This window comes from Rhodococcus sp. 05-340-2 (genome assembly GCF_002258915.1).
GTDB lineage: Bacteria > Actinomycetota > Actinomycetes > Mycobacteriales > Mycobacteriaceae > Rhodococcoides.
In genome coordinates this window covers 19805-45438 of the sequence record NZ_NOYU01000026.1, presented here as the reverse complement: position 1 = coordinate 45438, position 25634 = coordinate 19805, and the positions used below count along the sequence as shown (strand labels likewise).

At 65.9% G+C, this 25634-nt stretch carries 21 protein-coding genes; 17 read left to right on the top strand and 4 right to left on the bottom strand.

The genetic code is table 11. The features are described from left to right. Positions 1 to 33: 33 nt before the first annotated feature. The gene (locus CH271_RS14305; RefSeq protein WP_094634015.1) at positions 34 to 555 is read right to left on the bottom strand and encodes an ImmA/IrrE family metallo-endopeptidase; all 522 of its coding nucleotides are present in this window, start codon (positions 553 to 555) and stop codon (positions 34 to 36) included. A 74-nt stretch (positions 556 to 629) separates the two neighbouring features. Beyond that, positions 630 to 1736: an integrase gene (locus CH271_RS14300; protein ID WP_249305516.1), complete on the bottom strand. Its 1107-nt coding sequence runs from the start codon at positions 1734 to 1736 to the stop codon at positions 630 to 632. Positions 1737 to 2150: 414 nt separating this feature from the next. On the opposite strand from CH271_RS14300, the gene CH271_RS14295 reads away from it, so the two are divergent. Both CH271_RS14295 and CH271_RS14290 read left to right on the top strand, forming a co-directional pair. After that, entirely contained in the window at positions 2151 to 2966 is an 816-nt protein-coding gene (locus CH271_RS14295; RefSeq protein ID WP_094634013.1) for an SDR family NAD(P)-dependent oxidoreductase, read from the top strand. Positions 2967 to 3018: 52 nt separating this feature from the next. Further along, positions 3019 to 4023 carry a GAF domain-containing protein gene (locus tag CH271_RS14290; RefSeq protein ID WP_094634012.1) on the top strand — a complete coding sequence of 335 codons (1005 nt, stop codon included), beginning with the start codon at positions 3019 to 3021 and terminating at the stop codon, positions 4021 to 4023. Positions 4024 to 4118: 95 nt separating this feature from the next. Here the strand turns inward: CH271_RS14290 and CH271_RS14285 are convergent, their stop codons facing one another. After that, the gene (locus tag CH271_RS14285; RefSeq protein WP_094634011.1) at positions 4119 to 4571 is read right to left on the bottom strand and encodes a helix-turn-helix transcriptional regulator; all 453 of its coding nucleotides are present in this window, start codon (positions 4569 to 4571) and stop codon (positions 4119 to 4121) included. Between the two features lie 1126 nt (positions 4572 to 5697). Here CH271_RS14285 and CH271_RS14280 point away from each other — a divergent pair. The 15 genes from CH271_RS14280 (at position 5698) to CH271_RS14210 (ending at position 24564) form a co-directional block, all read left to right on the top strand. Further along, positions 5698 to 7032 carry a hypothetical protein gene (locus CH271_RS14280; protein WP_249305514.1) on the top strand — a complete coding sequence of 445 codons (1335 nt, stop codon included), beginning with the start codon at positions 5698 to 5700 and terminating at the stop codon, positions 7030 to 7032. A 45-nt stretch (positions 7033 to 7077) separates the two neighbouring features. After that, positions 7078 to 7743, top strand: a complete 666-nt coding sequence (locus tag CH271_RS14275) for a hypothetical protein (RefSeq protein ID WP_249305513.1) — start codon at positions 7078 to 7080, stop codon at positions 7741 to 7743. A gap of 3 nt (positions 7744 to 7746) precedes the next feature. Beyond that, positions 7747 to 9915 (top strand): cutinase family protein, encoded by a 2169-nt coding sequence (locus CH271_RS14270; protein WP_094634009.1) that lies wholly within the window; start codon positions 7747 to 7749, stop codon positions 9913 to 9915. Between the two features lie 115 nt (positions 9916 to 10030). Then, the gene (locus tag CH271_RS14265; protein ID WP_249305511.1) at positions 10031 to 11659 is read left to right on the top strand and encodes a peptidoglycan DD-metalloendopeptidase family protein; all 1629 of its coding nucleotides are present in this window, start codon (positions 10031 to 10033) and stop codon (positions 11657 to 11659) included. Positions 11660 to 11714: 55 nt separating this feature from the next. After that, the gene (locus tag CH271_RS14260; protein ID WP_094634007.1) at positions 11715 to 12365 is read left to right on the top strand and encodes a hypothetical protein; all 651 of its coding nucleotides are present in this window, start codon (positions 11715 to 11717) and stop codon (positions 12363 to 12365) included. Next, positions 12362 to 12979, top strand: coding sequence for a hypothetical protein (locus tag CH271_RS14255; RefSeq protein ID WP_094634006.1), 618 nt, complete (start codon positions 12362 to 12364; stop codon positions 12977 to 12979). The genes CH271_RS14260 and CH271_RS14255 overlap by 4 nt, the downstream gene beginning before the upstream one ends. 53 nt (positions 12980 to 13032) lie before the next feature. Next, positions 13033 to 14493, top strand: coding sequence for a MinD/ParA family ATP-binding protein (locus tag CH271_RS14250; protein WP_141216551.1), 1461 nt, complete (start codon positions 13033 to 13035; stop codon positions 14491 to 14493). A gap of 68 nt (positions 14494 to 14561) precedes the next feature. Continuing rightward, positions 14562 to 14975, top strand: coding sequence for a hypothetical protein (locus CH271_RS14245; RefSeq protein ID WP_249305509.1), 414 nt, complete (start codon positions 14562 to 14564; stop codon positions 14973 to 14975). Positions 14976 to 15030: 55 nt separating this feature from the next. Beyond that, positions 15031 to 15774, top strand: coding sequence for a hypothetical protein (locus tag CH271_RS14240; protein WP_094634004.1), 744 nt, complete (start codon positions 15031 to 15033; stop codon positions 15772 to 15774). Positions 15775 to 15809: 35 nt separating this feature from the next. Then, the gene (locus tag CH271_RS14235) at positions 15810 to 18077 is read left to right on the top strand and encodes a hypothetical protein (protein ID WP_141216550.1); all 2268 of its coding nucleotides are present in this window, start codon (positions 15810 to 15812) and stop codon (positions 18075 to 18077) included. 97 nt (positions 18078 to 18174) lie between these two features. Then, on the top strand, positions 18175 to 19749 hold the full coding sequence (locus CH271_RS14230; RefSeq protein ID WP_094634002.1) for a hypothetical protein: 1575 nt from the start codon (positions 18175 to 18177) through the stop codon (positions 19747 to 19749). 43 nt (positions 19750 to 19792) lie between these two features. After that, positions 19793 to 21307, top strand: a complete 1515-nt coding sequence (locus CH271_RS14225; RefSeq protein ID WP_094629896.1) for an ATP/GTP-binding protein — start codon at positions 19793 to 19795, stop codon at positions 21305 to 21307. Next, positions 21304 to 22185: a hypothetical protein gene (locus CH271_RS14220; protein WP_094634001.1), complete on the top strand. Its 882-nt coding sequence runs from the start codon at positions 21304 to 21306 to the stop codon at positions 22183 to 22185. Before CH271_RS14225 ends, CH271_RS14220 begins: the two co-directional genes overlap by 4 nt. After that, entirely contained in the window at positions 22182 to 23954 is a 1773-nt protein-coding gene (locus tag CH271_RS14215) for a type IV secretory system conjugative DNA transfer family protein (RefSeq protein WP_249305507.1), read from the top strand. Before CH271_RS14220 ends, CH271_RS14215 begins: the two co-directional genes overlap by 4 nt. Before the next feature lie 4 nt (positions 23955 to 23958). After that, positions 23959 to 24564 carry a hypothetical protein gene (locus CH271_RS14210; RefSeq protein ID WP_094629898.1) on the top strand — a complete coding sequence of 202 codons (606 nt, stop codon included), beginning with the start codon at positions 23959 to 23961 and terminating at the stop codon, positions 24562 to 24564. A gap of 516 nt (positions 24565 to 25080) precedes the next feature. Here the strand turns inward: CH271_RS14210 and CH271_RS14200 are convergent. Further along, positions 25081 to 25509 (bottom strand): DUF2690 domain-containing protein, encoded by a 429-nt coding sequence (locus CH271_RS14200; RefSeq protein WP_141214649.1) that lies wholly within the window; start codon positions 25507 to 25509, stop codon positions 25081 to 25083. Positions 25510 to 25634: the final 125 nt, after the last annotated feature.

The following is a 25634-nucleotide window of genomic DNA, read 5'->3' as shown; positions in this document are numbered from 1 at the left end:
TGTCGTCTGGTGCCCCAAACTCCTCGCCGTGCACTAACTTTTGCCCAGTCGCCGCAACCGGGTCTGCATTGCTGGAAGCGAGATGTCGAAGGCCTTGGCCATCTCGATTGTGCTCATGCCGCGGGCTGACAGCATCTTCACAGCTTGAGGCGGGGCAAGAAGGTTTCCTGCGAACTCATCGGCGTAGAACTCGTGCAAGTCGCGGCCAGCGGGTGCACCGCGGTAATCAGTGAAAGAGAACGACCCCTCCGGGTCGACCTTCACGCGTTCGATGTAGTGACCGATTTCGTGGGCGACGGTGAAGTTCTGCCGCGCAGGCGTGTCATTTTCGTCCACAATGATCTGAGGGGCTCGCCCCTTCTTGCGAATCAACATGCCAGAGATGCCCGGATCCAGGGTCATATAGGTGATCTCGATACCAAGGCTTCGCGCGATCGAGAAGGGATCGATTGGTAGTTGGGTACCCCAATGCGCCCGACGCGTTTCCTGCGCATCTTCGAGCGCAGCATCTTTTACCAGTGCCACCGACTTCACCTCCTCCTGGCCAACCGTCACGACCAAATTACTTACATGTTATTCCACGAGCTGACGTGGCTCCAGTTGCCGCCCCACGCGAATCGGCGCAGTACTTACAGGCCGATGTCGGTAACGGCGTTGCCCACCAGCGGTGCGTATTCGCGGCGGTACACCTCGACGGAGTCGAGTCTGGCGTGTCCGGTCTGTCGGGCGATGGCGGATCCGTCGGCACCGTTGCGGTTGCCTTGGGTGACGAAACCGGCGCGGAGCGAGTGGCCTCCGAGCTTGGCGAGAGCCTTGAGGTCGTATCCGGCATGTTCGGCGCGGCGGCGGATGGTTTGGTGGATTGCCGCTCCGGATAGCGCGGTGGAACCGAGATTGCCGTTCTTGGTGACTGTACGAAGCAGGGGCACCCGTGCGGCGGTGCGGGGCACCCTCCCACGGCACACGTGACCGTCGAATGGATCCCGCTTCCTGAGAAGCCGGATCACTGAAGGCCGGCCGCCGGCATCGAAGGCGGCGACCACCTGCGCCCATCGGACGTACGCGCAGGGCGGGCAGGTCTGGTGGGACTCCGTGTAGGGCAGGGCTTTCACCGCTCCCCTACCCTCCTGGTCGGTCTTCGACTTACGTAGCCGGATGTGGAGTCCGTCGTGCCGGTGCACGGTGACGTCTCCGCAGACCATCTCGGAGAGTTCGCTGCGGCGGTAGGCACCGGCGAACCCGAGGAGCAGAATGGCCGAATCGCGGCGTTCAAGGACCTCGTCGGCCCAGCCGTGACACCGTTCCCGCGCGGTCGCGACGAGCAGCTTGATGTCGTCGACCAGCAACGGGTCTCGCGGGGTGCGGGGTCGGTCCCCCGCGGCCGCGTACTCCCGCCGGATCCCCGACAGGGTTGCAGTGACGAGTTCGTGCGCGGAGGGCGATAGATGTCCGGTGGTTCGGTGTTGGTGGTTGATCGCCGCGATCCAAGTACCGAACGTGGCGACGGCATAGGCCCGCTCCCCTGCTTCGGTGCGGGTATCGGCGGCGTCGACGAGGTAGGCGGCGACAGTGACCGGGTGCGCCGGTAGCGTCACGTGACCATTCGTCTCGCACCAGCTTGTGAAGCGTTTCCACGCGGCCGCGTAGGTCTTGCGCGTTCCCTCGGAGCGGGAGGACTGCACGGCGCTTGCGATCCGCTTCGCGACGGCGGGCGGGATCTCCGGCTCGACAGCCATCGGCCTTCCCGTGCCCGAAATGCCTGCGGAAGGGGTCACCGCATGTGTTCGGCCTGGTCGGAAGTCCATATGCGCAGCCTAACGCAGATTGCCGACGTCTCTGCAGAGCGAAACTGTGCTGAACTGGTGTTTTCCTCAAGACGGCGCGGAAAATGCAATTTACCGCGGCGACATTAGATCGACTTTCAGACACCTATCTACACCGACCGTCCCGCAAATGCGTTGCCAACATTTACGGACCCGAGTCGTACTCACGCATATGGTTCACCGCTCGTCCGAGCGCCTCCGAACAAAGCGCACCGGAACGACTAGATACAAAACGAAATACAGACCAGCTGGTTGCTAGCGCGACTGCAAGCCTTTCGTTACTGTTCCTAGTTACCCAAGGTAGCGAGGCGCAGGAGGGGCGAGCAGATGCCAGGTGAATGGAAAGCAGCGATTACCGGCGCGGGTTCGGGCGTAGGCCGCGAGATCGCCTTGCAGCTAGCACAACAGAAGTGGTCACTCGCGCTCGCCGACAGCAACTACGACGCCCTCCTCGACACACAGTCTCGATGTGCTGCGACGGCCGCGATCGCGCGAGCGACCCGTGTCGACGTCTCCAGCCGGGCCGAAATCACTTCGTGGGCCGCATCTTCGCGCAATGGGCTCGGCGGTATTGATGCGGTCTTCAACGTCGCAGGTGTTCTATATAGCGGCGATGTCATCGACACTCCCCCAGCTGATTTCGATCTCGTGATGGCAACCAACTTCGAGAGCGTCGTCAACAGCTCTCGCGCTTTTCTGCCGGACATTCTAACGTCACGTCGAGGCCGAATTATCAACGTGTCGTCCGCATTTGGAGTCATGTCCGCACCAGGCTACTCGGCATACAACTCATCCAAATTTGCCGTTCGGGGCTTTACCGAAGCCCTGAACCAGGAACTCCGCCTGGCGTCACGAACCGCGCGTGCGACCTGTGTGATCCCTGGTGGACTCAAGACGTCGATCGCTCGGACGGCGCGGGCGGCACCGGGCGTTGATCACGTGCGGACTGCCGATTTTTTCGATAGACGCATAGCCCGAACCACCCCCGAAGTGGCCGCCCAAAAAATCATTGCGGGTGCGTGGAGGGGGAAGTCGCAGGTGACAATAGGGAACGACGCCCGCCTCGTCGCCGCGACAACGCGCGTGCTTGGCCCTCACTACCAACGGCTGCTGCCTTCGCTCCGAGCACTGCGACGGACCTAGCAAGTCGTCATCAACAGAAACCACTCACCAGACCTGCGGGGGTCGGTCAACCATGTCGAATAGCTGGATCCTGATAGAGACGTTCGGAGATGAAGAGCCGTCCGTGATCGGAGTTGGGTCCTCGCCCAAGTCTTTTGTTTCACCTCGTCATGTTCTGCGCAGCTCCGCCAGCCGCAACGAGGCACTGGCCGCGGTGACGGAGACGCTTGTTACGGGAGCCATGGTGGATCGGCTGTCCAGAGACCGATACAGGCGAGTACTGGCCGAACCACTGCAAACCTTTGCGGGCCGTACGCACGGGGCATGGGTGTGGCTCGGCCGGCGCGATGAGACTCCACCTCCGCGAGACGCCACCGGGGCGTGGCAGTTCAACCTCACGAATAGCACAGCAAGCGGAAGCAATGATCTACTCGATTTGTACCGCGTTCCGCAAAACGAGCGCGAGACCCAGCGCGCACTCGCGGGAGCGTTCACCCGACTTGTCACAAACCGTGACGAGAGCGAAGCTATGGCCAAGATCGTGCAGTCAGCACCGGGCACTACCCATCAAGCAGTTTGGACAGTGAGACGGGACGACGGCGAACTTCGGGCCGCGCACTTCTCGTGCCGGATGATTGCCGAAGACCAGGCTGCGGGCACCGAAATAATCCTGAGGGGCATCACGCATGACATCGGCCCCGCAGGTGAAATCACTATCGCTCCCCCACCCACGATACTCGAGCATCGTGTCCTGGAGGCGTCTACCAAGGAGGGCGAGTACCGCGCACTGGTCAACCTCAGGACTCTGAACTTGTTGCGCTGGTACAACTCTGAACCTGTACCGAATATCTGCTGGGAAAACCTTCCCGACGAACCGGTACCGGCCATTCATCCGGACGACGTACCAATTGCGAAGCAAATGTCGAATGCACTCGCACGCGAACGCACTAACGCCGTGCTTCGATTCAGAACTCTCGACGGACATTGGAAGCCCATGAAAGTCAACGCGGTTCTGGTCTCGCTTGATCAGCACACCACGGCCGCACTTGTCACTCTGACCGAATTGTGCGAAGAGTAAAAAATCTCGCGGATCCATGCGGATCTACAGAGACTATTGCGGACTCACGTCGATCGCAGCGCCCGCACTGCACGTACGTTTAATAGTTGCGTTTTTTACAAGGACTGCGCGCGTGTCGTGCGTGCATCGCGAGTTCGACTCCATGCAGCTGCCACCGTTCGGGTGGATACCCCATACGCTTCCGCAAGCGACTCGATGCGCTCCTCCGTCTCAGGCTTGCGCCCCCGCTCGATGTCGGCGAGAACAGTGGCCGACATCCCCAACATCCGCGCAGCGTCGCCCTGGGAAAGCGCCGCATGCACCCTCAGGTCGGACAATTTGAGCTGAGACTCCGGAATCGGAACTAAGGCTGCGACCGACGTGTGCAGGGCATTCGCGATTCGACCAAGGGTCGCCGGCGGTGGCGTTGAACGCCCCGTTTCCCAGGTGGATACCGCTTGCCTAGTCGCGCCCACAGTCGCCGCAAGGTCGTCAGCACTGAACCCAGCGCGTACCCGAAGCTCGCGCAACCGATCGGCCCGAAATCCACGAACCCCGCTTCGCGGCACTGTCCCCACTCTCTATCGACCTTCCAAGACAGCTTCATCTTCCTCGATCCACGTCAACCTCGATGTCTTGTGCGTTTTATAGTTGCGCGCTATCGTTGCAACAATGCGCTCGCCCGTTCCGAGTTCCACAACCTTCAACCAATTGCGCGGTGCACCAAACCTGTTCTACAGTCCTATTGCGCGCCCAAAAGGGATTCCTCGGTGCTTGTCGCTCTCGGCACTGCTTGTAGCGCGGGACATTAGGACGGTTTGCTCACAGATTCCGTCCGATCATTCCTGTCGGGAGTTCCACATGGTCACGTCGCTCGCGGTTTCCGCTCCACCATTGCCGTCGACAGCTAAGCCCAGAATTGGACAGCTTCGAAGTTCAGTGCTGGGCCAACACGGACGAGGCGCGACGACAAGTGCGTTCGACCGACATTGCCACTTTAGCCAAGGGTGTGGGGGTGGACCGAGGTGAGTGCCGCACGGGATGCGATGGAGTCAACTTTCCTCGCACAGAGACAGTTTTGCGCGTCAATCGTCGTGAATCGGACACATGGTGACTTGATTGCATGCTCGCTCGACCACGGGCATTCCGGTCGCCACCAGTACATCGGTGACGACGGAGCCCTGCTAGCCGAGTGGGGTCCATCCACATCGTGCACTGATCGATCCATTACTTCCAGTAAGCCGTAGACCTGGCGGTTCGAATTGCAGCCCGACCCGAGTGGGCTTCTGCTGATAGTCCCGCTCGTGAGCTACAGGAGCTCCCCCGACGTCCTGTAGCTCGAACGGTGGACCGGCGCGAGGGTCGCGCAGTAAGCGCATTTCATCATGTTCGGTACTGCGCGGCCCCGCCGGGACATCACCCCTCGAACCCACACCCGTTCTGACAGAGAGGATTTCGATACCCGATGTGGATTTTCCAGCAGCCTTGGTTCTGGTCGGTGTTCTTCGGCTGGCTCTGAGCCTCTAGCACGTGATGGGTGCGTGCGACTGGCCCACAACCTATGGATCGCACGCACCCATCCACTTTCTCCACTCACTTGATCTAGAACCAATCGTCGCCAGAACGGTTGCTCCGCAATCGCATTCACCAGAACGACCCGACCATCGGGTCGCACCAGGAAGGGATCGACACACAATGCCAGCAACACCGGGCACCGGACACCACCGCTCACCCAACACGCGAGGGCGGGTGATCAAATCGCTGCCCGCCATGGCCGCGGTGACGATCGCAGGCCTGACCATGCAGGCCGCTCCCGCGCAGGCCGCACCCTCACAGCCGGGCGTCATCGCCCCGCAGGAATCACAGCCGGGCGTCACCGGCACACCGCAAACGGCTCCGGCCACCCCGCCGCCGGCCGCACCGGAAGAACGCCAGTACCTACCCGGCTACCAGCCATCACCACAGGTCCAGCAGACCCCGTCGCGTAGCTATGACGACTACCTGGCCGGTAACCAGCAGTCCTCGTACTACCAGAACACCTACTACGAAGCCCCTGCTCCGCAGGCCGCCCCGAGCGAAGCACCCCCGGCATTGCAGGCGACTCCGCCGCCCCCGCCGCCGGTCCCGACGGTGCAGCGCAAGGTCATCGCCCCGATCGACGCACCTGACGGGTACTTCCTCGTCGGCGGTGAACTCGTGCCGTACGACCCGAACATCGTGGACCGCAATTTCGTCGAGCAGTTCAACAACACCACCCAGGCAATTCAAGCCGACGGTGGTAACTGGCTCGTGGACAACGGTTTCGCCGATGCACCTCGTGCCGACCGCATCGCGGCCGGTACCGCCACCGGTGTCATCACCGGTGGCGCTGTCGGCCTGGCTGCATCGGTGGCCCCGGCCGCAGTGATCACTGGCACCGGTGCTGCTATCGGTGGCGCGCTCGGACTTGCGGCGACGACCGCAGCCACACCCGCGGTCATCTGGGCCGGACCGGTGGGGTACATCTTCGTTCCCGGTGCGGCCGCACTTGCCGGTGCCGGCGTCGGCGCTGCCCTGTCGGCACCGATCGTGCTGGGTCTGACCGGCGCTGGCGCTGCCATCGGCGGTGTCCTCGGTGCCACCGTTCTCGGCGGCGAACAGCAGATCATCGAAGAGCCGGCCCCCGCACCCGCGGTGGTTCCCCCGGCCGCCGACAGCGTCCCGGCGATCCCGCCGGCCGCGACCGTCGATCTCCCCGGACCCGTCGGGCAGGTCCGCGACACTCTTGCTGCCGACCCGAACGGCCGCCAGGTGCTCGCGGCCGCCGACACCGCAGTCCAGAACGCGGCACCGATCGTCGACAAGGCCGTCAGCGACGCGTCGGTGTGGACCGCACCTGCCGTCGAAGCAGCACAGGGGTTCACCTCGAAGGCCCTCGAGCAGCCTGCCGTCGCCGACACCGTCGCCGCGGTCACCACCGCAGCAGCACCGATCGTCGATCAGGCCAACGCCGCGCTCGCAGGACTGAACGCCGCCTTCGCCCCTGCGTGACCGCTCTCTCCCCGGATTCATCTGTCCCCGAAAGGATTCACCCTCATGGCGCGTGAGCACCACGGTTCGTCGATCGTCAGCGCCACCGGCCCGAGCCGGTCACCGAGACGTCCACAACCACCGCGCGCCGCATCCGGATCCCGTGACGGCAGTCGTCGCCGAGCAGCCCTGCTGTTCGGCGGCGCTGCCGTCACGGTCGCCGCAATCCTCACCGGCGTCATCGTGGCCACCGGTGACGACCCGCAACCCGCGCAGGGCCCACTGCCGGCCGATGCACTGATCACGTCCGCGCCGTCGACGTACACCGAGCAATCACCCAGCGAGAGCTCACCGACGTCTGCTCCTGCCGAGTCCGCGCAGGGTGATTGCTCGATGCCCGCGGGCGGGCAGGACAGCGGCGAGAACGCCATCAGGGCGTTCGAGTACCGCCTGTACGTCGAACGGTCCGGTGCCGCCGCGTTCGAGCTCCTCTCCCCGGCCGCCCCGCCGTTCACCAGCGTGGCGAACCTCGACGCGGGTATCGCCGCGACCCCTGTCGGCTCGATGTACTGCCTCGACCTCGATCCGGTCCTGCCCGGGCTGTTCACCCTCACCGTCAGTCTCGTCCAACCCGACGGGACACCCGGCCCGAAGTACCGCACCCAGCGCGTCACCACCTCCGTGGTCGACGGGCGTCATCTCATCGAATCGATCACCGAAGTAGGGGAATAGACCATGCGCAGTGCCGTCTCCGTCCGACTCGCCGCCCTGACCGCCGCCGTGGCCACCGGACTCGTCCTCGTGGCCCCGGTCGCCTCCGCCGCACCCGCAGCCGGGTCGCCGTGCGCGCGATACGTGGCGGTCCTGGCACCGGGAACCACCGAGACCCGCGCCGATGCCGACCCCACCAAACCGGCCGGAATGCTCGGACAAGTCGGCCAGGAGCTGCAGCGCCGCTACGGATCTCAGATCCAGGTCGTCTACCCCTCCTACCCCGCACAGGCATTCCTCCAGTCCGGCATGACGTACGCGACCTCCAAGACCGAAGGCGATCGGGCCACGGTCGACGCCCTCACCCGCTGCCCCGGCTCGAAATTCGTCATCGGCGGCTACTCCCAGGGCGCTCAGATCGCCAACGACGTAGCGGTCGACATCGGGACCGGGTCCGGACCGACGCCGCCGGCCTCGGTACTGGCGGTCGCACTGCTGGCCAACCCCAAGCGCGGCACCGCAGGTGCGAAGGTCGTCGGTCCCACCCTCGCCGGTCAGGGAATCGGAGGACCCGACGCCCGCGGATTCGGTGCCCTGTCGGGGAAGGTCTTCGACATCTGCCACCCCGACGACAAGTACTGCAACACCGAAACGTCCTCGAACTCCTTCCTGGCCTCGCTCGGCCGCATCCTCGCCAACCCACCCGGCACCGTAGAAACAGCAGCCGGAGCCACCGTCACACCCGGCACCAGCGCGCCCACAGCCACCGCAACCGGCCAATCCACCGCAGCAACCGCGACAGGCCAGTCCACCGCGACATCGACGCAGCCCACCTCGACCAGCGCCACCGAAAGCACCCCCACTCCGTCGACGTCCTCGACCCCCGGAGCCCCGACAGCCACCGGCGCGGGTGCAGGTGCGTCGTCGTTCCTGGACGCAGTCACCTCCGACTACGGATTCGCCGACCTCTCCGCCGCACCCGGTGCCGCGTCCTCGCTGGCAGCCTCGGTGGACAAGCTGCAGACCGCCGGCGCTCCGACCTCGACCTCCTCGGCTCTCGACATCGCCGAGATCGGCCAGCAGGCCAAGCTCCTGTCCGGCACGTTCGCACCGGTCGCCCAGACACAGTCGTGGATGGCGGCGAACCCCGCCGCCCGTGACGGCCTGCGCACCGCAGCCGAAGGGTCACCGGAAGCAGCGACCAGCGGAGTCGTCGACGCGCTCGACCAGATCGACATCCCCAAGATCGTCGGTGCCGCCGACCAGGTCGTGAGCTTGGCGAGCAGCGTCCTGTCGGGCGCATCGGCTCTGAGCGGCTCGACCCCGTCCGCAGCCGGCGCAGCTCCCACCGATGCCGCGAGCACGTTTGCGGCCTTGTCCGGCCCCGCGCAGACGTTGAGCACGGGAGTGTCTCCGCTGGCCAGCACCCCGGCCGATCAGCTCGCGACCGCGACATCGGTTCTGTCGGCCATCAAGCCGGTCACGATCATCAACCAGGTCCTAGGCGTGGTGACCGGGGTGACGTCGGTCGACTACAACGGCGTCGCGGCGAACCTGCAAGCCCTCCCCGGATTCTTGCTCTCGGGCAACATCAAAGAAGCGCACCGGGTTTCGGGTGAGCTGAACAATCAGCTCTCTCCACTGGTGAAGATGGCTGCCGGGGTCGATCTGTCCTCGATCGCGCGGTTGATCAGCCTGATTCCGGACCCGTCCGGCACCGCGGCCGCGACGTCGATGGTGGCAGGTCTGCTCGCGAACGTCGACGTCATCCGCCTCGCCCGCGACGTCGGACAGCTCCAAGAGGTCGCATGGCAGGTCGTCGAGACCGGAAACCTTCTCGCTCTCGGTCAATTGCTGCCCATCGGAATCGATCTCGCCAACGTCGCACTCGGCGTCCTGATGCCGAGCCAGAAGATGTCCGCCGACCAACTGCACGCACCCACCGATGCGATGACCGCGCTGATGAGCAGCCAAGCACAGAGCAGCGACCTTGTCGGACTGGGAAATTCGGCATTGGCGACGGTCACCTCCCCGGACGCCGCAGCCCTGGGGCAGATCGTCGACGCCGGCGTCACCGCAGCGAGCTTCCTGGGCTCGCGGGTGCACGAGTCCTACGGCCAGTGGCTCGTCGACGGCAAACGCACCGCCCTGCAGGAAATGGTCGAGATCTACACCAAAGCAATCGGAGGCTGACCGCGCCGGACACCGAACCCGTTGCCCCCGAACACCTATCCGGCCCACCGCACCTGTCCACCCGCAGCGCATGTGACCTCGCGTCACCGATCAGATGAAAGGACGTCGAAGGCATATGGGCAAGTCCAGCACCACCTCGAACGGCATCAAAGCCGGGGCCGCGGTCATCGCGGCCGCGGTGGTGCTGGTCGGCGGCGTGGTGCTGGGCAGCGACAACCCCAAGAAGGTCGACGACTGCCTACCCACAGCCCCGGCGGCCGGGCAGGTGGCACCGGGACCGGGAAACAAGACCCAACCCGTGCTGGCCGGAACCTACGAGATCACCTCCGGTTTCGGTCCTCGGTGGGGCACGATGCACCGCGGCGTCGACTTCGCCGGGCCTTTGGGCACCCCGATCTACGCGGCGACCTCGGGAACCGTCGCCGAAGCCGGTCCGGCAGCGGGGTTTGGCAACTGGGTCATCATCGACACCACCATCGACGGCCAGCGACTGTCCACCGTGTACGGCCACATGAGCGCCGACACGATCACGGTGAAGAAGGGCGATCAGGTCACCGCGGGTCAACACATCGCCGGCATCGGCAACGAAGGCGGATCGACCGGCCCGCACCTGCATTTCGAGGTCTGGCAGGGCGGGCGACTGCCCGACGGCGCGGGAACACCGACCGACCCGCAACCCTGGCTCGCCGGTGCCGCCGAACCCACACCAGCCGCCCCCACGACCCCGGACACCTCGGCTACCTCGTCCCCGGCAATCGTCAATGCCGCCTCGGTCCGCCCGATCGGCGGGGCCGGATGCGCCCGCCCCTCGATCGGTGGATCCGACCTCAAACCGGGCAGTGTCCCACCCGAATTCGAGCCCTGGATCAACCGAGCAGCGGCCACCTGCCCGGAGATCACCGCACCGCTCATTGCCGGGCAGTTCAAGCAGGAGAGCAAGTTCGACGTCAACGCCTACAACGCCCGGTCCGGTGCCACCGGCCCGGGACAGTTCCTCCCGTCCACCTGGGAGCAGGAAGGCGTCGACGGCGACGGCGACGGCAAGCGGGAGATGAACTCGGTCGCCGACGCAGTGATGTCGATGGCGTCCTACGACTGCAAGATGGTCGAGCTGTCGAAAAAGGGCCTCGCCGACGGTCGACTGACCGGCAACGTCGTCGATCTGGCGCTGTCGATGTACAACTGCGGACCCGGTGCCACTCTTTCCCAGGGCCACACCTGCACCAACAGTGAAACCCAGGGCTACATCACCAACATCCGCAAGTTCGCGATCGAGGAGTTCACCGCACCAGTAGCCGCGATCGTTCCCGGTGGCCCGTCGTCCGGATCGGCCGTCGTCGACGCCGCCACCCGGTGGCTCGGCACGCCCTACGCCTGGGGCGGAGGCGACGAGAACGGGCCGACCGTCGGCACCCGAGACGGCGGGGTCGCCGATATGTACGGAGACTTCGCCAAAGTCGGATTCGACTGCTCCGGTCTGGTCAAATACGCCGTCGCCCAGGCCACCGCGGGCCGCATCGTGCTCCCGCACCTCGATTCCGCCCAGATCAACGACTCCCGCGGCACGACCATCGCCAACCCTGCCGACCTGCGGCCGGGCGACATCATCCAACCCCACTCCGGACACATCTTCATCTGGATGGGCGCGAACACCGTCGTCGAAGCTCCCCAATCCGGCGACGTCGTGAAGATCTCGCCCTGGACCCCTCCCGCGTCCGGACTGAAAGCCAAACGCTTTGTCTGACATCACACTTCCATGCCCGCCCTACCCGTCCACCGATGAAAGGCAGAACCTCAAGATGACCGTTTCGGCAGCAACTGAATGGGAGCAAGCAGCGGCCGCAGTGCACTCGGCCGCCGACACCCTGCGCGAGTACACCAGCGCCGACCTGCGGACGTGGGCGAAGGAGAACAACCTGTTCGCACGCTCGATGTGGCCGAAGATCAAACGAGAACTCGTCAAACAGCTCGACATCGACTACGACGAGCTCCGCGAGAGCGAAGCGATCGCACGCACGAACGAAATTGCCGCCGTCGCAGAGAATGCACCACTGATCGAGCTGTACGCCGCCGGCGACGACCGCGGCAGCTTCGCCATTCTCGGACCGGTCGACGACGCCGCTTGGTACGGCACCTTCCACCGCAACGACACGGTGTTCCGCAAAGGCAACCAGACCTCCGCCGACGACTCCGCCGCCGGCAAGGCGATCTTCCTCGCAGGCAAAGCCCGCGAGCACGCCGGCGTCGAGGCAGTGCGCCTGCTGCTGCACATCAGCAACCCCCACGTCGACGGAACGGCACTGGCGGGCGTCGCAGCCAGCCACGGGGTCTCCCTCGAACTCGACATCACCGACGACAACCGCGCCGTCGACTGGTGCGAGGAAACCGGTTTCCAGGCCTGGCAAGCGATCCGGCTCTCGGACCTGTTCGTCGACGAGGACCCGTCGTGACTGCCGCCCGGAACGCCGCCATCGCCGCCGCGCTCCTGGTCGCCGTCGGCCTGGCCGCAGGTTGCTCGTCCACCGACACCGCCACACCGCCGACCACCGCCACCACCGCAGGTGCACCGGCGCAGCAGTGGACCCCCGGCGCGGCCCCCAGCGCCACCCAGACACGGTCGCCGGCCACCACCCCGGCCCAGATACCGGACACCCTGGCCGGGGTCGACGACAGCGATCCTGTCGCTGTCGCCGATGGGGTGGTCACCACGTGGTTCACCTGGAACACCGCCGTCGACGCCGGGCCGAACGACGCCGCTGCCCGTACCGGGTCCGCTCTGACCGACCGCTTCCGTGAGCAGCTCCTCGCCACCACGCCCACCGGGAGCCCGGGCGGTCAATGGCTCGAATGGGCCTCGGTCGACGCCCAGGTCTGGCCGACGGTGTCCAACGTGCCCAATCAGGGCGCGATCGATACCGCGAGCGCTGTGCACCGGATGTACCAGGTCGAGCAGACCGCGATCGCCGCCGACGGCTCGGTCGCCGGCGTCGACACCGTCCAGGTCGCCGTCCTTGTCGTCGACGACGACGGCCGTTGGAAAGTCGATGCGGTGCAACAACTGTGACCGATGACCGCGCAGCACACCCCGGATCCGCCCCCTCCCCGAAAGGAACTCCGATGAGCATTCCTGACCCGTACAGCGAGCACCGCGAGAACTATGAAGCCGAGACCGCCGTCGACCTCCGCAAGCAACGCTTGCGCCGCCAGAGCGACCCCAACCCCGAACCTGCCGTCGTCGACGAGGACACCGACGGTGAGCACGACGCCGGCACCGACGCATTCGACGACGGGGACGTCAACGAGGTGTTCGCCGACCCCTACCAAGTGGGTCAGGATGCGTTGGCAGCCAACGAAGAACCTGCTATCGACATTCCTGCCGAGTACGGCGGCCGCGACTTCGACTCCGAGACCGCCGAGCTCGACAACCGCCCTGCCCTCTGGGGACTACGCGGCCGGGTCAACGCCGCTCTGGGACTGACCCGCCCACCTCTACCCGAGTCCGCCGAAGCCCGGTTCCGCCAATCGGTGCGACGGGTCCAGCAGCCGCTCCCGGGATGCATGGTCGTCTCGGTCATCGGTCTCAAGGGCGACGCGGGCAAGACCTCCACCACCACCGCGCTGGCGAACACCTTCGGCACTCACCGCGGCCGCGGAGTCGTCGCCTGGGATGCGTGCGAGAACTCCGGCACTCTCGGCCATCGCGCGCACCGCACGACCGATCCCGAACTCGGACCGTGGGACATCCTCGAGAACGCCCGCGCCCTGGCCTCCGCCGATGCAGTCTCGGGCACCCTGGGGCACTATCTGCGCCTGCAGCCCACCCATGACGAGGTGCTGGCCTCCGACAGCTCGACGAGCCGCCAGAGCGGGATCGGGTGGGACGAATGCGCCGCGCTCATGGCAGTGCTGCGCCGTCACCGTGACCTGATCATCGTCGACACCGGCAACAACGCCACCGCCAGCAACTGGCAGTGGGCCGTGCAGCATTCCGACATCCTGGTCATCCCGCTTCCGCTGCGACGCGACATGGCGATCCTGACGATGAACATGCTCGACGGCATCATCGCCCGCGGCTACGAGCACCTGGTGCGATCGGCGCTGATCCTGACCGTCGTCCTTCCCGGCGACAAGGACTCCGTCGATACAGCACTGCGGCTCGAAGGCTGGCTCGAGAAGGAGTTCGAGGCCATCGGCGGGGTCGGACGCATCATGCGGGTGCCCTACGAGCCGAAGTTCGCCAGCGGTGAGCGGATCCGCTATCAGGAGCTCGGACAGGCGACCGTCGAGGCGTACACCAACGTGGCAGCGGAGATCGCCGACAGGCTCGCCGATCGCGCGTACGAGCGGACCGCCGAATACGCCGATGCATATGCCCCACAGGAGTTCACACGTCCCTCGCAGGCCGAACGCCGCCCGCCGCGTCGTCCGTACTCGCTCCCCCCGCACTCGATCCCACAGCCCGCTCCGCAGAGCTACGACGCCGACGCGGACTACGACCGGCACCCGCCCCGGGAGCAGTGGCGGCCGCGAGCCGTCCCACCCCGAGACCAACCACCCCGAGAGGACCCGTTCCGATGACCACCGAACCTGTTGCCCCACCCGACTCTATTGCTCTACCAACCGTTTCCAGTGAAAGGACGCCACCGATGATCACACCGCCTCCCACCCCGACCCGGGGCCGCGCCCTCGCTCGTCGCGCAGGGAATGCCGCAGCGATGACCGCCGCCGCACTCACCCTCGCGGTCATCTTCGCCGGCCCCGCCTCCGCCCAGGACTTCAACCCGATCAACGGAATCAAGCCGTCGTTCGAGTTCCTCGGCCCGTCCTTCCAGAACGTGTGGGCGCGGGTCGCCGCCTCGATCTGGGGTGTCCTGCTCGCCGGAGCATCGGTGAAACTGCTTGTCGCGCTGTACAAGATGCGCGCCGCGAAAGCCGGCGGTTACGGCGCGGAGATGAGCGACTCGATGGGCGAGGCGAAAGTCGCCGGGGTCGCGGTCGGCGCTCTGGCCATCGGCGGCGTCATCGTCGGCGCAATCATGTTCGTCGCCAATCCTGGCTGACCTATCACCAACAACGTTCCGGCTCAACCCCATTCGATGAGAAAGAAGAACTGACATGGCACGAGATTTCTCCGCAGTCGGCGCCGCCGGCTCGACCACCAGCGCGACGGGATCGGCGTCCGGCTCGCCCGGATCGGGCCTGTTCGGGCTGCCCAAGTGGGTACTGGCGATGATCGCCGCCGCCGTGGCGTTCGTCGTCGTGATTGCCGTGGTCGTGTTGACATCCGGGGGGAGCGAGAGCTCCACCGATGACGGAGCCGATGCGATCCGCGCCGCGCACGGCCCGACCACCACCATCGACGGCGTCCCTGCCGGCTACACCCGCGATCAAGCGGGCGCCCAGACCGCCGCGGTGAACTTCACCCAAGCCAACGGCCAAGCCTATGCAGGTCGCATCGATGCTCAGCGCCTCAAAGACGTTGCCGTAGCGGCAGAACCGACACCGGCGTTGACAGAGGTCCTCGACGTCTCGTCCGAGCGCCAGGAGACCGAGCGCGGCACGGTCAACGGCGTTCCGATGATCGTCACAGTGGAGAACTTCTCGCAGGATTCGGCGACGGTGTCGGTCTGGGGCATGGGAGTGAGCCAGAGCCGGGTCAGCCAGGACAGCGACAAAGTCGGCATCTTGGCCATCTACTCCACCACCACCGTGACGATGGTGTGGGAGAACGACGACTGGAAGGCCAAGGACTGGAGCTACAAGTCCGGCCCCACCCTCGAGGAAGCACAGTTCCCCGCCGATGAGTCCTCCCTCGCCAAGCAGGCCGCGGACGGCTTCTACGCCTTCTACGTCAACTGATGAAGGGTCGGCCTGCGATGTGGCGAAGGATTCTGTTGACGATCGCGGTGGCGGTCATCGCGGCGGTCGGGTTCGCGTGGCCCGCGGCCGCGCAGCCCTCGGCTGTTCCGGCACCGGTTCCCGGTGGCGGATCGACCGCGACCACGACGGCGAAGAAGCTACCCGAGACCTTTCCTGCGGATCTCCGCAAATACATCGCAGGTACCGACGAGTTCAAAGCAGCACCGTGGTTCACCGGGCCCTGCAAGGACAAGGGCGGCGATATGGGCCAGTACGTCGGATCGGTGATGAGCAACGAAGGCCGCCTGCTGTATTGGACGGCCACCGAGAACGACCGCATCGCGCGGTGGACCGCCGCGGTGTCCGTGCGCAAGGACCCGGTTCTGATCGGTGTCCTCATCGATGCCGGCGCGGTCGGCTCGCAGACCACCGGTGTCGATCTCGGGGTCGAGCAGAACCGCAAGGCCGCGCTGTCCATCACCGACGATGCGGTGCTCGAATCGTTCTACCCGCCGGTCTATCCCGCCGGCGATGCCGCGATGGCTCCCCCAGCCCCGACCTGCGCACAGGATCTCGCCCGGTGGACGACCAAGACTTCGAGCACCTGGGGCTTCGAGTGGGCCTCGACTCCCGATGCGGCCTCGCTCGCCGAGATGAAGGCGCAGCCCAATGCCGACCAGGTTCCCGAGCAGGCCTGGACCGACGCGTGCGCCGAGGGAGTGCCCGGGTCGCTGTGCATGCACGCGATGTACGTCAACTGCAGCAAGGCAACCGACCGCGACGACGAGGTGACCTGCCGAGAATGGAACACCAGGGTCGGAAAACTGTTCGGCGGCACCATGAACTGGATCGATCAGAACACCAGCTTCAGTGACCGCCTGAGCGAGACCCTCGAGTCAGCGTTCAAGGCGACCCCGCAGTACAAGGTCGGCAAGATGTACGTCGACGGCTTCTCCTGGGTGTGGGACAACACCGTCGGCGCGGTCGGCGACATCGTCGCCTTCGTCAAAGACCCCTCCGACGTCATCGACTCCTGGGCGAACAAGCTCAAGAGCGCCGCCGTCGGCACCACCACATCGGTCCTGCACGGGCTCGCCGGTATCGGTGAGTTCAACCCCACCGACCCCGAATTTCTCAAGGTCTACGCGATGTCGACGGGTCTGGGCATCTTCGTCATGGCGCTGATGGTGCTGCTGGCAATCTACAAATCCTCCGACGGCAGCAGACCCGGTATGGAGCTGGCCAAAGACCTGTTCGCCTACGCCCCGGCCGGGGTGATGATGATGCTGTTCGCGCCCTCGTTCGCGCAGTTGTTGATCTCGCTCGCGCACGAACTCTCGGTCAGTCTGGTCTCACTGCTCGGTAGCTCCACCGACGAGGTGGTCGACAACATCTCCTCGGTCCTCGGCCCGCTGACAGATACCACCCTGATCGGCGGTGCCGTCGGTGCCATCGTCGGGTTCGGGTTGATGTTCCTCGGCGCGTTGTCGCTGTTCTTCGGGTTCTTGATGCACGCGAACGCCCTGCCGATCCTGGGCGTGGTCTCGGCGATCGCCTTCGGCATGTGGGTGCATCCGAACTGGCGCAAGAAGGCCCTCCGCCCAGTGATGGTGTTCCTGGGCATCGTGTTGTCCAAGCCTCTGCTGTTCGTCATCCTCGCCGCGATCTTCGCGGCCATCAACATCTCCGCGGCCGGCGCGGTCGCGGACGACGGCGAGCTCGAATCCCTCGGGGACCTCGGCTCGATCGCCGTGTGCCTGGTGATGGTCGGACTGGCCCCGTTCGCGCTGCTCAAGTGGTCTCCGATCCTGCCGAGCGCCTCCGATTCCGCCGACTTCGGCAGTAGCGGGTCGGCCACGGGTCAGATGATCGGATCGAGCGCGGGGATGTACCAGATGCGCGCCGGCGGCGGCGGTGGAGGAACCGGGGGCGGCGGGAGCGCGGCCTCGCGCAATGCCGGTGTCGCCGATGCACCCGGCCGCGTCGGTAGCGGCGGTAGCGGCGGTGGCGGTGGTTCCCGGCCGGGTGGCGGCTCGTCGGCATCGAGCACCCATGCCGGTCAGCAGAGCGGCCAGACCGCATCGAGATCCGGCGGTCTACCGGGCAAGAGCGGTGGCCACGGCGGCGCGAAAGCAGGTGGCTCGGAATCGAGGCTGCTCGCCGCCGCCGGAAAGACAGCAGGAATGGCGGCGGGCGCCGCGACTGTCGTCGCTCCGATCGCCCTCGCCTCGGCCGGGGCCGCGATGAACAAAGCCGGAGCGGCCGCGCAGAGCGCCCCCGAACACCCCGACAGCGACAACTGATGTCCCACAACACGAACGGAGAGACCATGACCGCCACGACTGACATCGGCTGGTTCGGTCCGCACCCAACGCCGACTGCCCGGCGGGGGGCGCGGCGGTGAGCGGGCCACGGTCGGCGATTCTCGGCCGTCAGACCGCGCGCCGGGGAGTGCTCCCGTTCCCCGAGCCGGTCGTCGCCGCATGGGCAGCCACGCTGGTGGTGGCCCTGTATCTGCTGTTCATGGTCGGGCAGTCGACGTGGACGTTGGCGATCGATGCCGTCCTGATCGGCGGCGTCCTGTGCGCGACACTCGATTTCGGCCTGCACGAGTCGTACGCGGCCCGCAAGGTCAAAGCGATCCGCAACAGGCAGCGCCGCAAGAGAGGCGAGCACGTCTGGGTCTCGCCTTCCGATCCGCACTACGGCGACCCCGCCCTCGATCCGGGGTGGACGATTCCGGTTCCGCTGTACCGCACCGAGCCGGTCGACCTGGCCGGAACGGGCCTCGACGACATGTTCATCCTCGAACATCGCACCCCGGGCGACAACGACTACTACTCCGTTCTCATCGCGAAACAGGGCCTGGCCGAAGGCCTGCGCGGCGACGATGCGTGGGCGGTCACCTCGGCGGCGTTCGGGCGAGTGCTCGCCGGATTCGCCAAACGGTCCTCGTTCGTCCGCGGCCTGGAACTGCTGCACCGCAGCGTCCCCGCCGACATGGTCCCGCACGAGAACTGGGTCACCGAACAGATAGCGGCCGGCGACCCCGACCTGGCCGTGGTTCCGGCGATCCGGTCCTACGGACAGTTGATCGACCGGATGAGCCCGTACTCCGAAGAGCACCGCTCCTACGCGGTGCTGATCTTCCCGAAGTCGGCCGCGTTCCTCGCCGAAGCCGCGCGGATCGCCCGCCGCAAGGACGCCCCGCTGGTCGGCGGTATCGCCCAGGTCATCCGCGATGACACCGCCCGCGCCGTCAGCGCCCTCGAGCGTGCCGGAATGGGGCGCGTGGAGGTCTACGGCGAACAGCGCGCCTGCGCGGTCCTGCGGGCATTCCAGGACCCCAGCTACCCCCTCGACGCCCACAGGGGCGTCCGGTGGGACAACTGCTGGCCCTCCTACGTCGGACGGGACGAATCGGTCGAGGTCGCCGGCACATGGCACACCCGAGTCGGCATCATCCCCACCCGCGCCATCGAACCGGTCGAAGTCGGCCCGCTGTGGCTGGCGACCCTGCTCACCGGAGTCGAACCCGATGCCGGCGACGACGAGATCCCCGCAGCACCGACCATCCGGACGGTGACCGCGCGAATGGACTTCGTCGAGGCATCCAAGGCCCGCGCTGCGACCAAGAAGGACGTCACCCAGGACAAGGCCCGTCAGATCACCGAAGAGCGCAAGGGAAAGATCACCGACGGTGCATCGGAGGTCGCGATCAGCGAATCCTCCCGTCGCCGTGAAGATCTCATGCCCGGAACCGGGCACCACGGAATGATCTACACCCTCGCCGTCTCGGTCACCGGCCACGACGAAGACGACGCCCTGCGGGCGTGCACACGCGTCGAACAGGCCGCCGACGACTGCGGTATCGGCGAGATCGAATGGCAGGACAACCGCCACGACGTCGCCGCATTCGTCACCTTGCCCCTCGGCCGCGGACTCGCGGCCACCAAATGGACCCGCTCCCGATGAACCGAACCCAGAGTCCGCCGACCACAGAACGAGGCGAGAGACGATGACCAGTACCGACAACAAGCAGGACCGACGCCGTGGCCACGCCGCCACACCGCGCACCGCCCGCCGTTTCTCGCTGACCCGGCGAAGCAAGCGCACCGGCCCCGATCTGGCCGCGCAGGCCGACACGGCCGCCACTCTCGCCGCGGCACAGTCCGCCGGCATGATCACCACCCGTCGGCACCCGCCGACGCGGAAGAAGTGGCTCGACCGATGGGGCTGGTACGAGATCCGCGTCGAGGGCGCGTGGACGACCACCCGGCAGGGCGAAGCGCTGAACCTGGCCACGATGCGCCGCTCGGTGCGTCACGAGGGCCTGCTGACCGGGCTGAACAAGATCAGCCAATCCGGAGTGATCACCGACCCCTACGCTCTCTACGGGTCGGAAATCGAGAACATCAACATCGCCGTCATCGGCGACATCGGCAAGGCCAAGTCCTCGCTCATCAAGACCGCGATGTGCCTGCGCCAACTCGCACTCCCGAACCGGCAGGTGGTGGTGATCGACAAGAAACGCCAGGGCAACAAGGGCGGCGAATACAGCGGAATCGCGGATGCTGTGGGCGCTGGTTCGATCCGATTCCGCACCGGCACAACGGGAATGCGCATCAACCTGCTCGACCCCGCGATCGCCACCGGCGTCGAACGCACCGACGGAGTCGCCCCGGCCGGCCAGGAAGCACTCGTCGGGGCAGTCATCGAGGACACGATGGGCCGCCCCCTGGTCGAGACCGAGAAAGCCGCACTCGGGCTCGCTCTGCAAGTGGTCAACGACCGCGCAGCCCGGGAGAACCGCGAACCGATCCTGATGGAACTCGCCGACGAGCTCCTGGGCCCCTCCGCCGGCAGCGGCGCAGCGTTCGGTGATCAGTGGGCGCAGGAATCGCGGCGTTGGGGCCTCAATCCCGGTCTGGCGCTGCGGGAGCTGTGCTTGGGCGATCTCAAGGGCCTCGTCGACGGCGCGACCTCACCGGAGGTCCGCGCGGCTCTCGATCACCCGTTCGTGCACTTCGACGTGTCGGCGTTGCCGAACAAGGGTCCGGCCCTGCGGGTGATCATGACCGTGATCAACACCTGGTTGGCGAACGTGCTCGCCTCCCGGTCCGCCCGGCACATGCAGACCCTGCTGCTGGTCGAGGAAGGCTGGCACGTCGCCGACGGCTCCACCGGAAAGGTCTTCCGCGAGAACATGAAGCTCTCGCGCGGTCTGGGACTGTCGACCGTCTCGGCGTTCCACCACATCTCCGACCTGCCGGTCGATTCGCCGGCGCGGGCGCTGATGAAAGAGGCCGGCATCGTCTTCCTCTACGGGCAGGACCGGGTCGAGGACGCCGAAGAAACCGCCCGCATGTACCACCTGCCGCCGGGGTCGACCGAAATCATCATGTCCCTCGCCAAGGGCCACTGCCTGGTCAAATACGGCAACGCCGACCCGATCCTGATGGAACACGTGCGCTCGGATCTGGAAATCGCACTCACCGACACCGACGAAGTGATCAAAGGAGCAGCAGCATGACCGACCACTCACGCAGCGCAGCGCTCTCGCACCCTACGGCCGACCGTTCGACTCTGGTGGGTGTGGACGTGACGACCCTCGATGTGGCGGGCAGTACCGCCGTAGGTCGACTGTTCCGGTCTCGTTCGGCAGCAACGGCATTCGCCCTGACGCACGCCGCACAATCCTGGGCCACGCTGGTCTCACTCGACTTCACCGTCTTCGAGTGCGATACAGCGTCAGTCGATTCGGCATCGGAGGGCATGTTCTGCGCGTGGGACGAGGTGTCCGTGACGGGCTCGGTAGCCGAGACAGCCTGCGCTTTAGCGATTCTCGACGAATACAGTCTTGGGGTGAGGCGGGCGAGGTTGCCGCTGCCCGCTGCTCTGACGGCCGAGATCTCCACGCTGAGCAACGCCGTCGCTTCGCCGGTGCATCCATCACGGGTCGACGACCCCGACAAGGTGGAGGTCCGCCTGTGCAGCATCAGGCCGGACCCGTTGCCGCACAGCAGAACATCGATAGGGTTCTACGGCAGCGACGACGCGGAGCGGGTGGCCGGGGTCCTGGCGTATCGGTTCGGCGGCGACATCGCACCAGCGACCGAACGGGGCTGCATCCAGGTCCACCACAGCGCCGACATCAGCGACGTTGACCGCGCCGCGGTCGCCCGCTACACCCGCATCGGCGAACTGCGCGCCAACATCGCCGCACTGGACCCGCGACGAGACATCGCGGCGATCACGCGCCTCGACGGCGAGCTCGACACCCTCTGCTCGGCCGTACTCCATCGACGATCGACACCCTCGCCCACTCCCGTCGCCGGCAGCGACGTGGTCCGCAGATACCTTCCCGCGCCTGCTCCACGGCCCGACTCCAGCGAGGACCGCCCCCGATGAGCACACCAGAACTTCGCCCCACTCCCCCGGTACTTCCCTACGGCACCGGCCCCGTCGTCGGTTTCGTCGCCGGTGCATTCGTCTCCGTGGTCGGCGGCGGCTACCTGTCCGGTCTCGTCGCCGGCACCGGCCCTGCACTTCCCGCCGGCATCTACGGGGTGATCCCCGTGGTGGTAGGCCTGTTCAGCAACCCATCCGACCCCGCGTCGGCGTGGCCGGTAGGTGCTCAGCCGGGCGGCCCGATCCTGACCTGGCTGTGCATCGGCATCATCGCGGCCGCATGCATCCTGCTCGGAGCTATCGTCTCGGCGAAGAACATGGCCCGCAAAGCATCTCGGCGGGTGCGGGCGAACGGATTCGCCGATCGGGCCGCGCTCGCAACTGTCGGGATCGACGAGAAAAGCGCGGTGAAGAAGGCCAAGGCCACCCGGCTCTCACTCTCCGACGTCCCGGTCCGCCGGATCGAGGCAGCAGCGGAGACCACGCGCATCGGCACGCTGTACGACGACAAGAAACAAGGGGTGTTTCTGCAGTACCGAGACGGTGTGCTGGTCGAAGGCCCCACCGGATCCGGTAAGACCTGGCGCATGTTCTACAAGGCGGTCGTCGAGGCGATCGGGCCGGTGGTGGCCACCTCGACCCGCGGTGACCTTCTGCGCGCGACGTGGGCCGAGCGCGCGGCTGTGGGCAGGGTCGAGGTGTTCGATCCGGACGGGCTGACGGTGTATCCGAACAAGATGCAGTGGTCGATTCTCGACGGCTGCGACGACCCCGAGGTGGCCATGCGGCGGGCCGCGGCGTTGGTGCAGGCCATGCCGATGGACGGCACCTCGAATTCGAGCTACTGGAACGGCAAAGCCGCGATGCTCATGCGCGGCTACCTGTATGCCGCAGCGGTATTGGACAAGGATCTGGTCACACTGCGGGTGTGGGCTGCCTCGCGCAACGTCAAGCCCGTGCATGAGGTTCTGTCGAGGGATCTACCGGACTGGGACGCCGACCTGAGTCAGGCGCTGGAATCGAAAGCCGATTCCTCCGACGACATGATCGGTGCCTGCACACGCCTGCTCGAGCCGTTGGCGTCGCCGAAGCTGATGCGCTCGCTCAATGTCCCGCTCAGCGAATCGGCGGATCTACGTTCCCTGATCACCGAAGGCCGCAACACCGTATATCTCATCTCCGAGGGTGGCAGTGCGTCGGCGGCCGCGATGACGACCGTTCTGTCGGCCGAGCTCTATCACGTGGCGAAGACCCACGGCCTGACCCAGCCCGACGACAAGATCGACCCGCCGCTGCGCATGGTGCTCGACGAGATGAACAACGTCGCAGCAATCCCGAACATGCCCTCGCTCATCACCGACTCCGGTGGCCGCGGAATCCAGATCTGGGCCGGAGTGCACTCCCGGCTGCAGAACGAACAACGCTGGGGCCACGTCGCCGGCCAGCAACTGTCCAACGACTCCCCCACTCGCCTGTATCTGACCGGCCTCGGCGACGCCGACGAGCTGGCGACCATCTCGAAGGGCCTGGGAATGCGTGACGAATACATGAGCGCCTCCCGGATGGCCGGGCCCCGGTCGGTCCCGGTCATGGCCGGCAGCGACATCGCCCGGATGCCCGCCGATCAAGCCCTACTGCGCTACCGGGAGGCCAAACCGATCAAGCTGCACGTTCCCTCCGTCTGGGACGTACCCGTGCTCGCCGCCCGCGTGAAGGCCAATCAGAAGGCGTTCGACGAGTACTGCGCTACCGGTTACGAGAAGAGCTGACGTCATGGCACTCCCGGCGTATACCCCCGGTGCGATCGACTGGCCGTACCTCGACAAGGACAGCGCCGCCCGACTGTGGGTCGAGCTCGGCACCTGGGTGGAATGGCTACGCGACCGCTACGAGCTCGGCCGCACCATTCCCCCGTGCTGGTTCAAACACGGCCCAGTGGTCGAAGAGCTGACCGCAGCGATGTTCGCCCGCCGTGAGGCGTACCAACAGGGCAAGAACGCCTATCACGGTGGGCCCGCAGCGTGGCACTACCAAGTTCTCTGGCCGATGGTGCACCGGATGAAGTCGATCACCGACTTCGAGCAGTGCACTCCCCACTCGTGCGGGTTCACCCCGCCGACGCCGGCCGTCGCCGGCGACTTCGCCGAATTCATCGCCACCGACATCGACGAGCGCGACGACTCACCGATCGAGCCGACCCAGCACGACGCCGCACCCGCCGAGGCCCCATCGGAACTGACGATGGAGCAGGTCATCGACATGATCGACACCGACAGTGCTGTCGCAGAAGATCCCGCCGACGATTTCACCGCCGTCATCATCGACGACGCACGGTGGGAGTACGACGAAGCCACTGAGACCTACAAGCCTGCCCCTTGAGATCGATTCCGGAACAAGGGGTGTCGAGTCGCGGTCCGGCGGACGTCCGGACTGGCACTCGTCTCTCATCCCACAGCGTCAAGGCCGTACAACGTAAAGTCTCTGCGATGCCCCTGCTATCGAAGTCACTCGGCGAATCGGTGACACTCGAAGATACAACCATCAGGACATTCACATTCAACGTCGTTGGCACCCGTCCCATTCGGCGGTTCTCCTACCGAACCATCGAGCACATCACAATCCCCGCCGACGCCTTGTACCCAAATTCCTGGGTATCCGTGCCGCCTGGAAAATTTCACCCAGGGAGCACCTTCACCACCGAATATGCACATGGCGCTGGCCCCGGACCCGTTCTCGTGGAAGTCCGGTACACCATCTCGGCACTGCTACCGTTCTGGTTCCTCTCCCAACAGTTCGTGCTGCGCTAGAACTAGACCCAACGTTCTTCCCTGGCTTGCACACCGAACGAGCCCCACCACACTGGGTGTGGTGGGGCTCGCCGGCGAACTGGGACGACTAGCAGAGCTGCTTGTTTCCGGTGTCCATCAGACCGATGCCGTTGGCGTTGCCGATCTTCACGCGGAAGGTCACGCACGCACTGCCCGGGGCGTACACCATCGGCGTCCAGTAGCTGTTCGGGCTGTTGCCGTACGAGGGTGACCACTGCCAACCCGAAGCCTGCGAGGCAATGCCGGCTTCGCTCTGCCGGCCGGCGGCGCCCGTGACGCGGACCCAGTTCGTACCGCAACTGGGGCTGTACCGAACCTCGACCTTTCCGGAGCCGAAATACGTGTTCTCCCAGATCGTCTGGGCACCGTTCGCGCACCCGGTCGAGAGCGGATCTCCGCTCGGGGCTGCCTGCGCCGTACCAGCCGCGCCGACAGTCAGGGCTCCGGCTGCAGCTCCTGCCATGGCCAGGGCTGCGATGTTCCTCTTGAGTTTCACTGGACTCTCCTCATCCCGAGAACACTGTCGGCAAAAGGCTTTTCACCGTTTCCGATCCCGTGGGACAAGACTGCACCCGCACATATTTATGACGCACCCGCTAAATTAATGGATCGCCTCGCGCA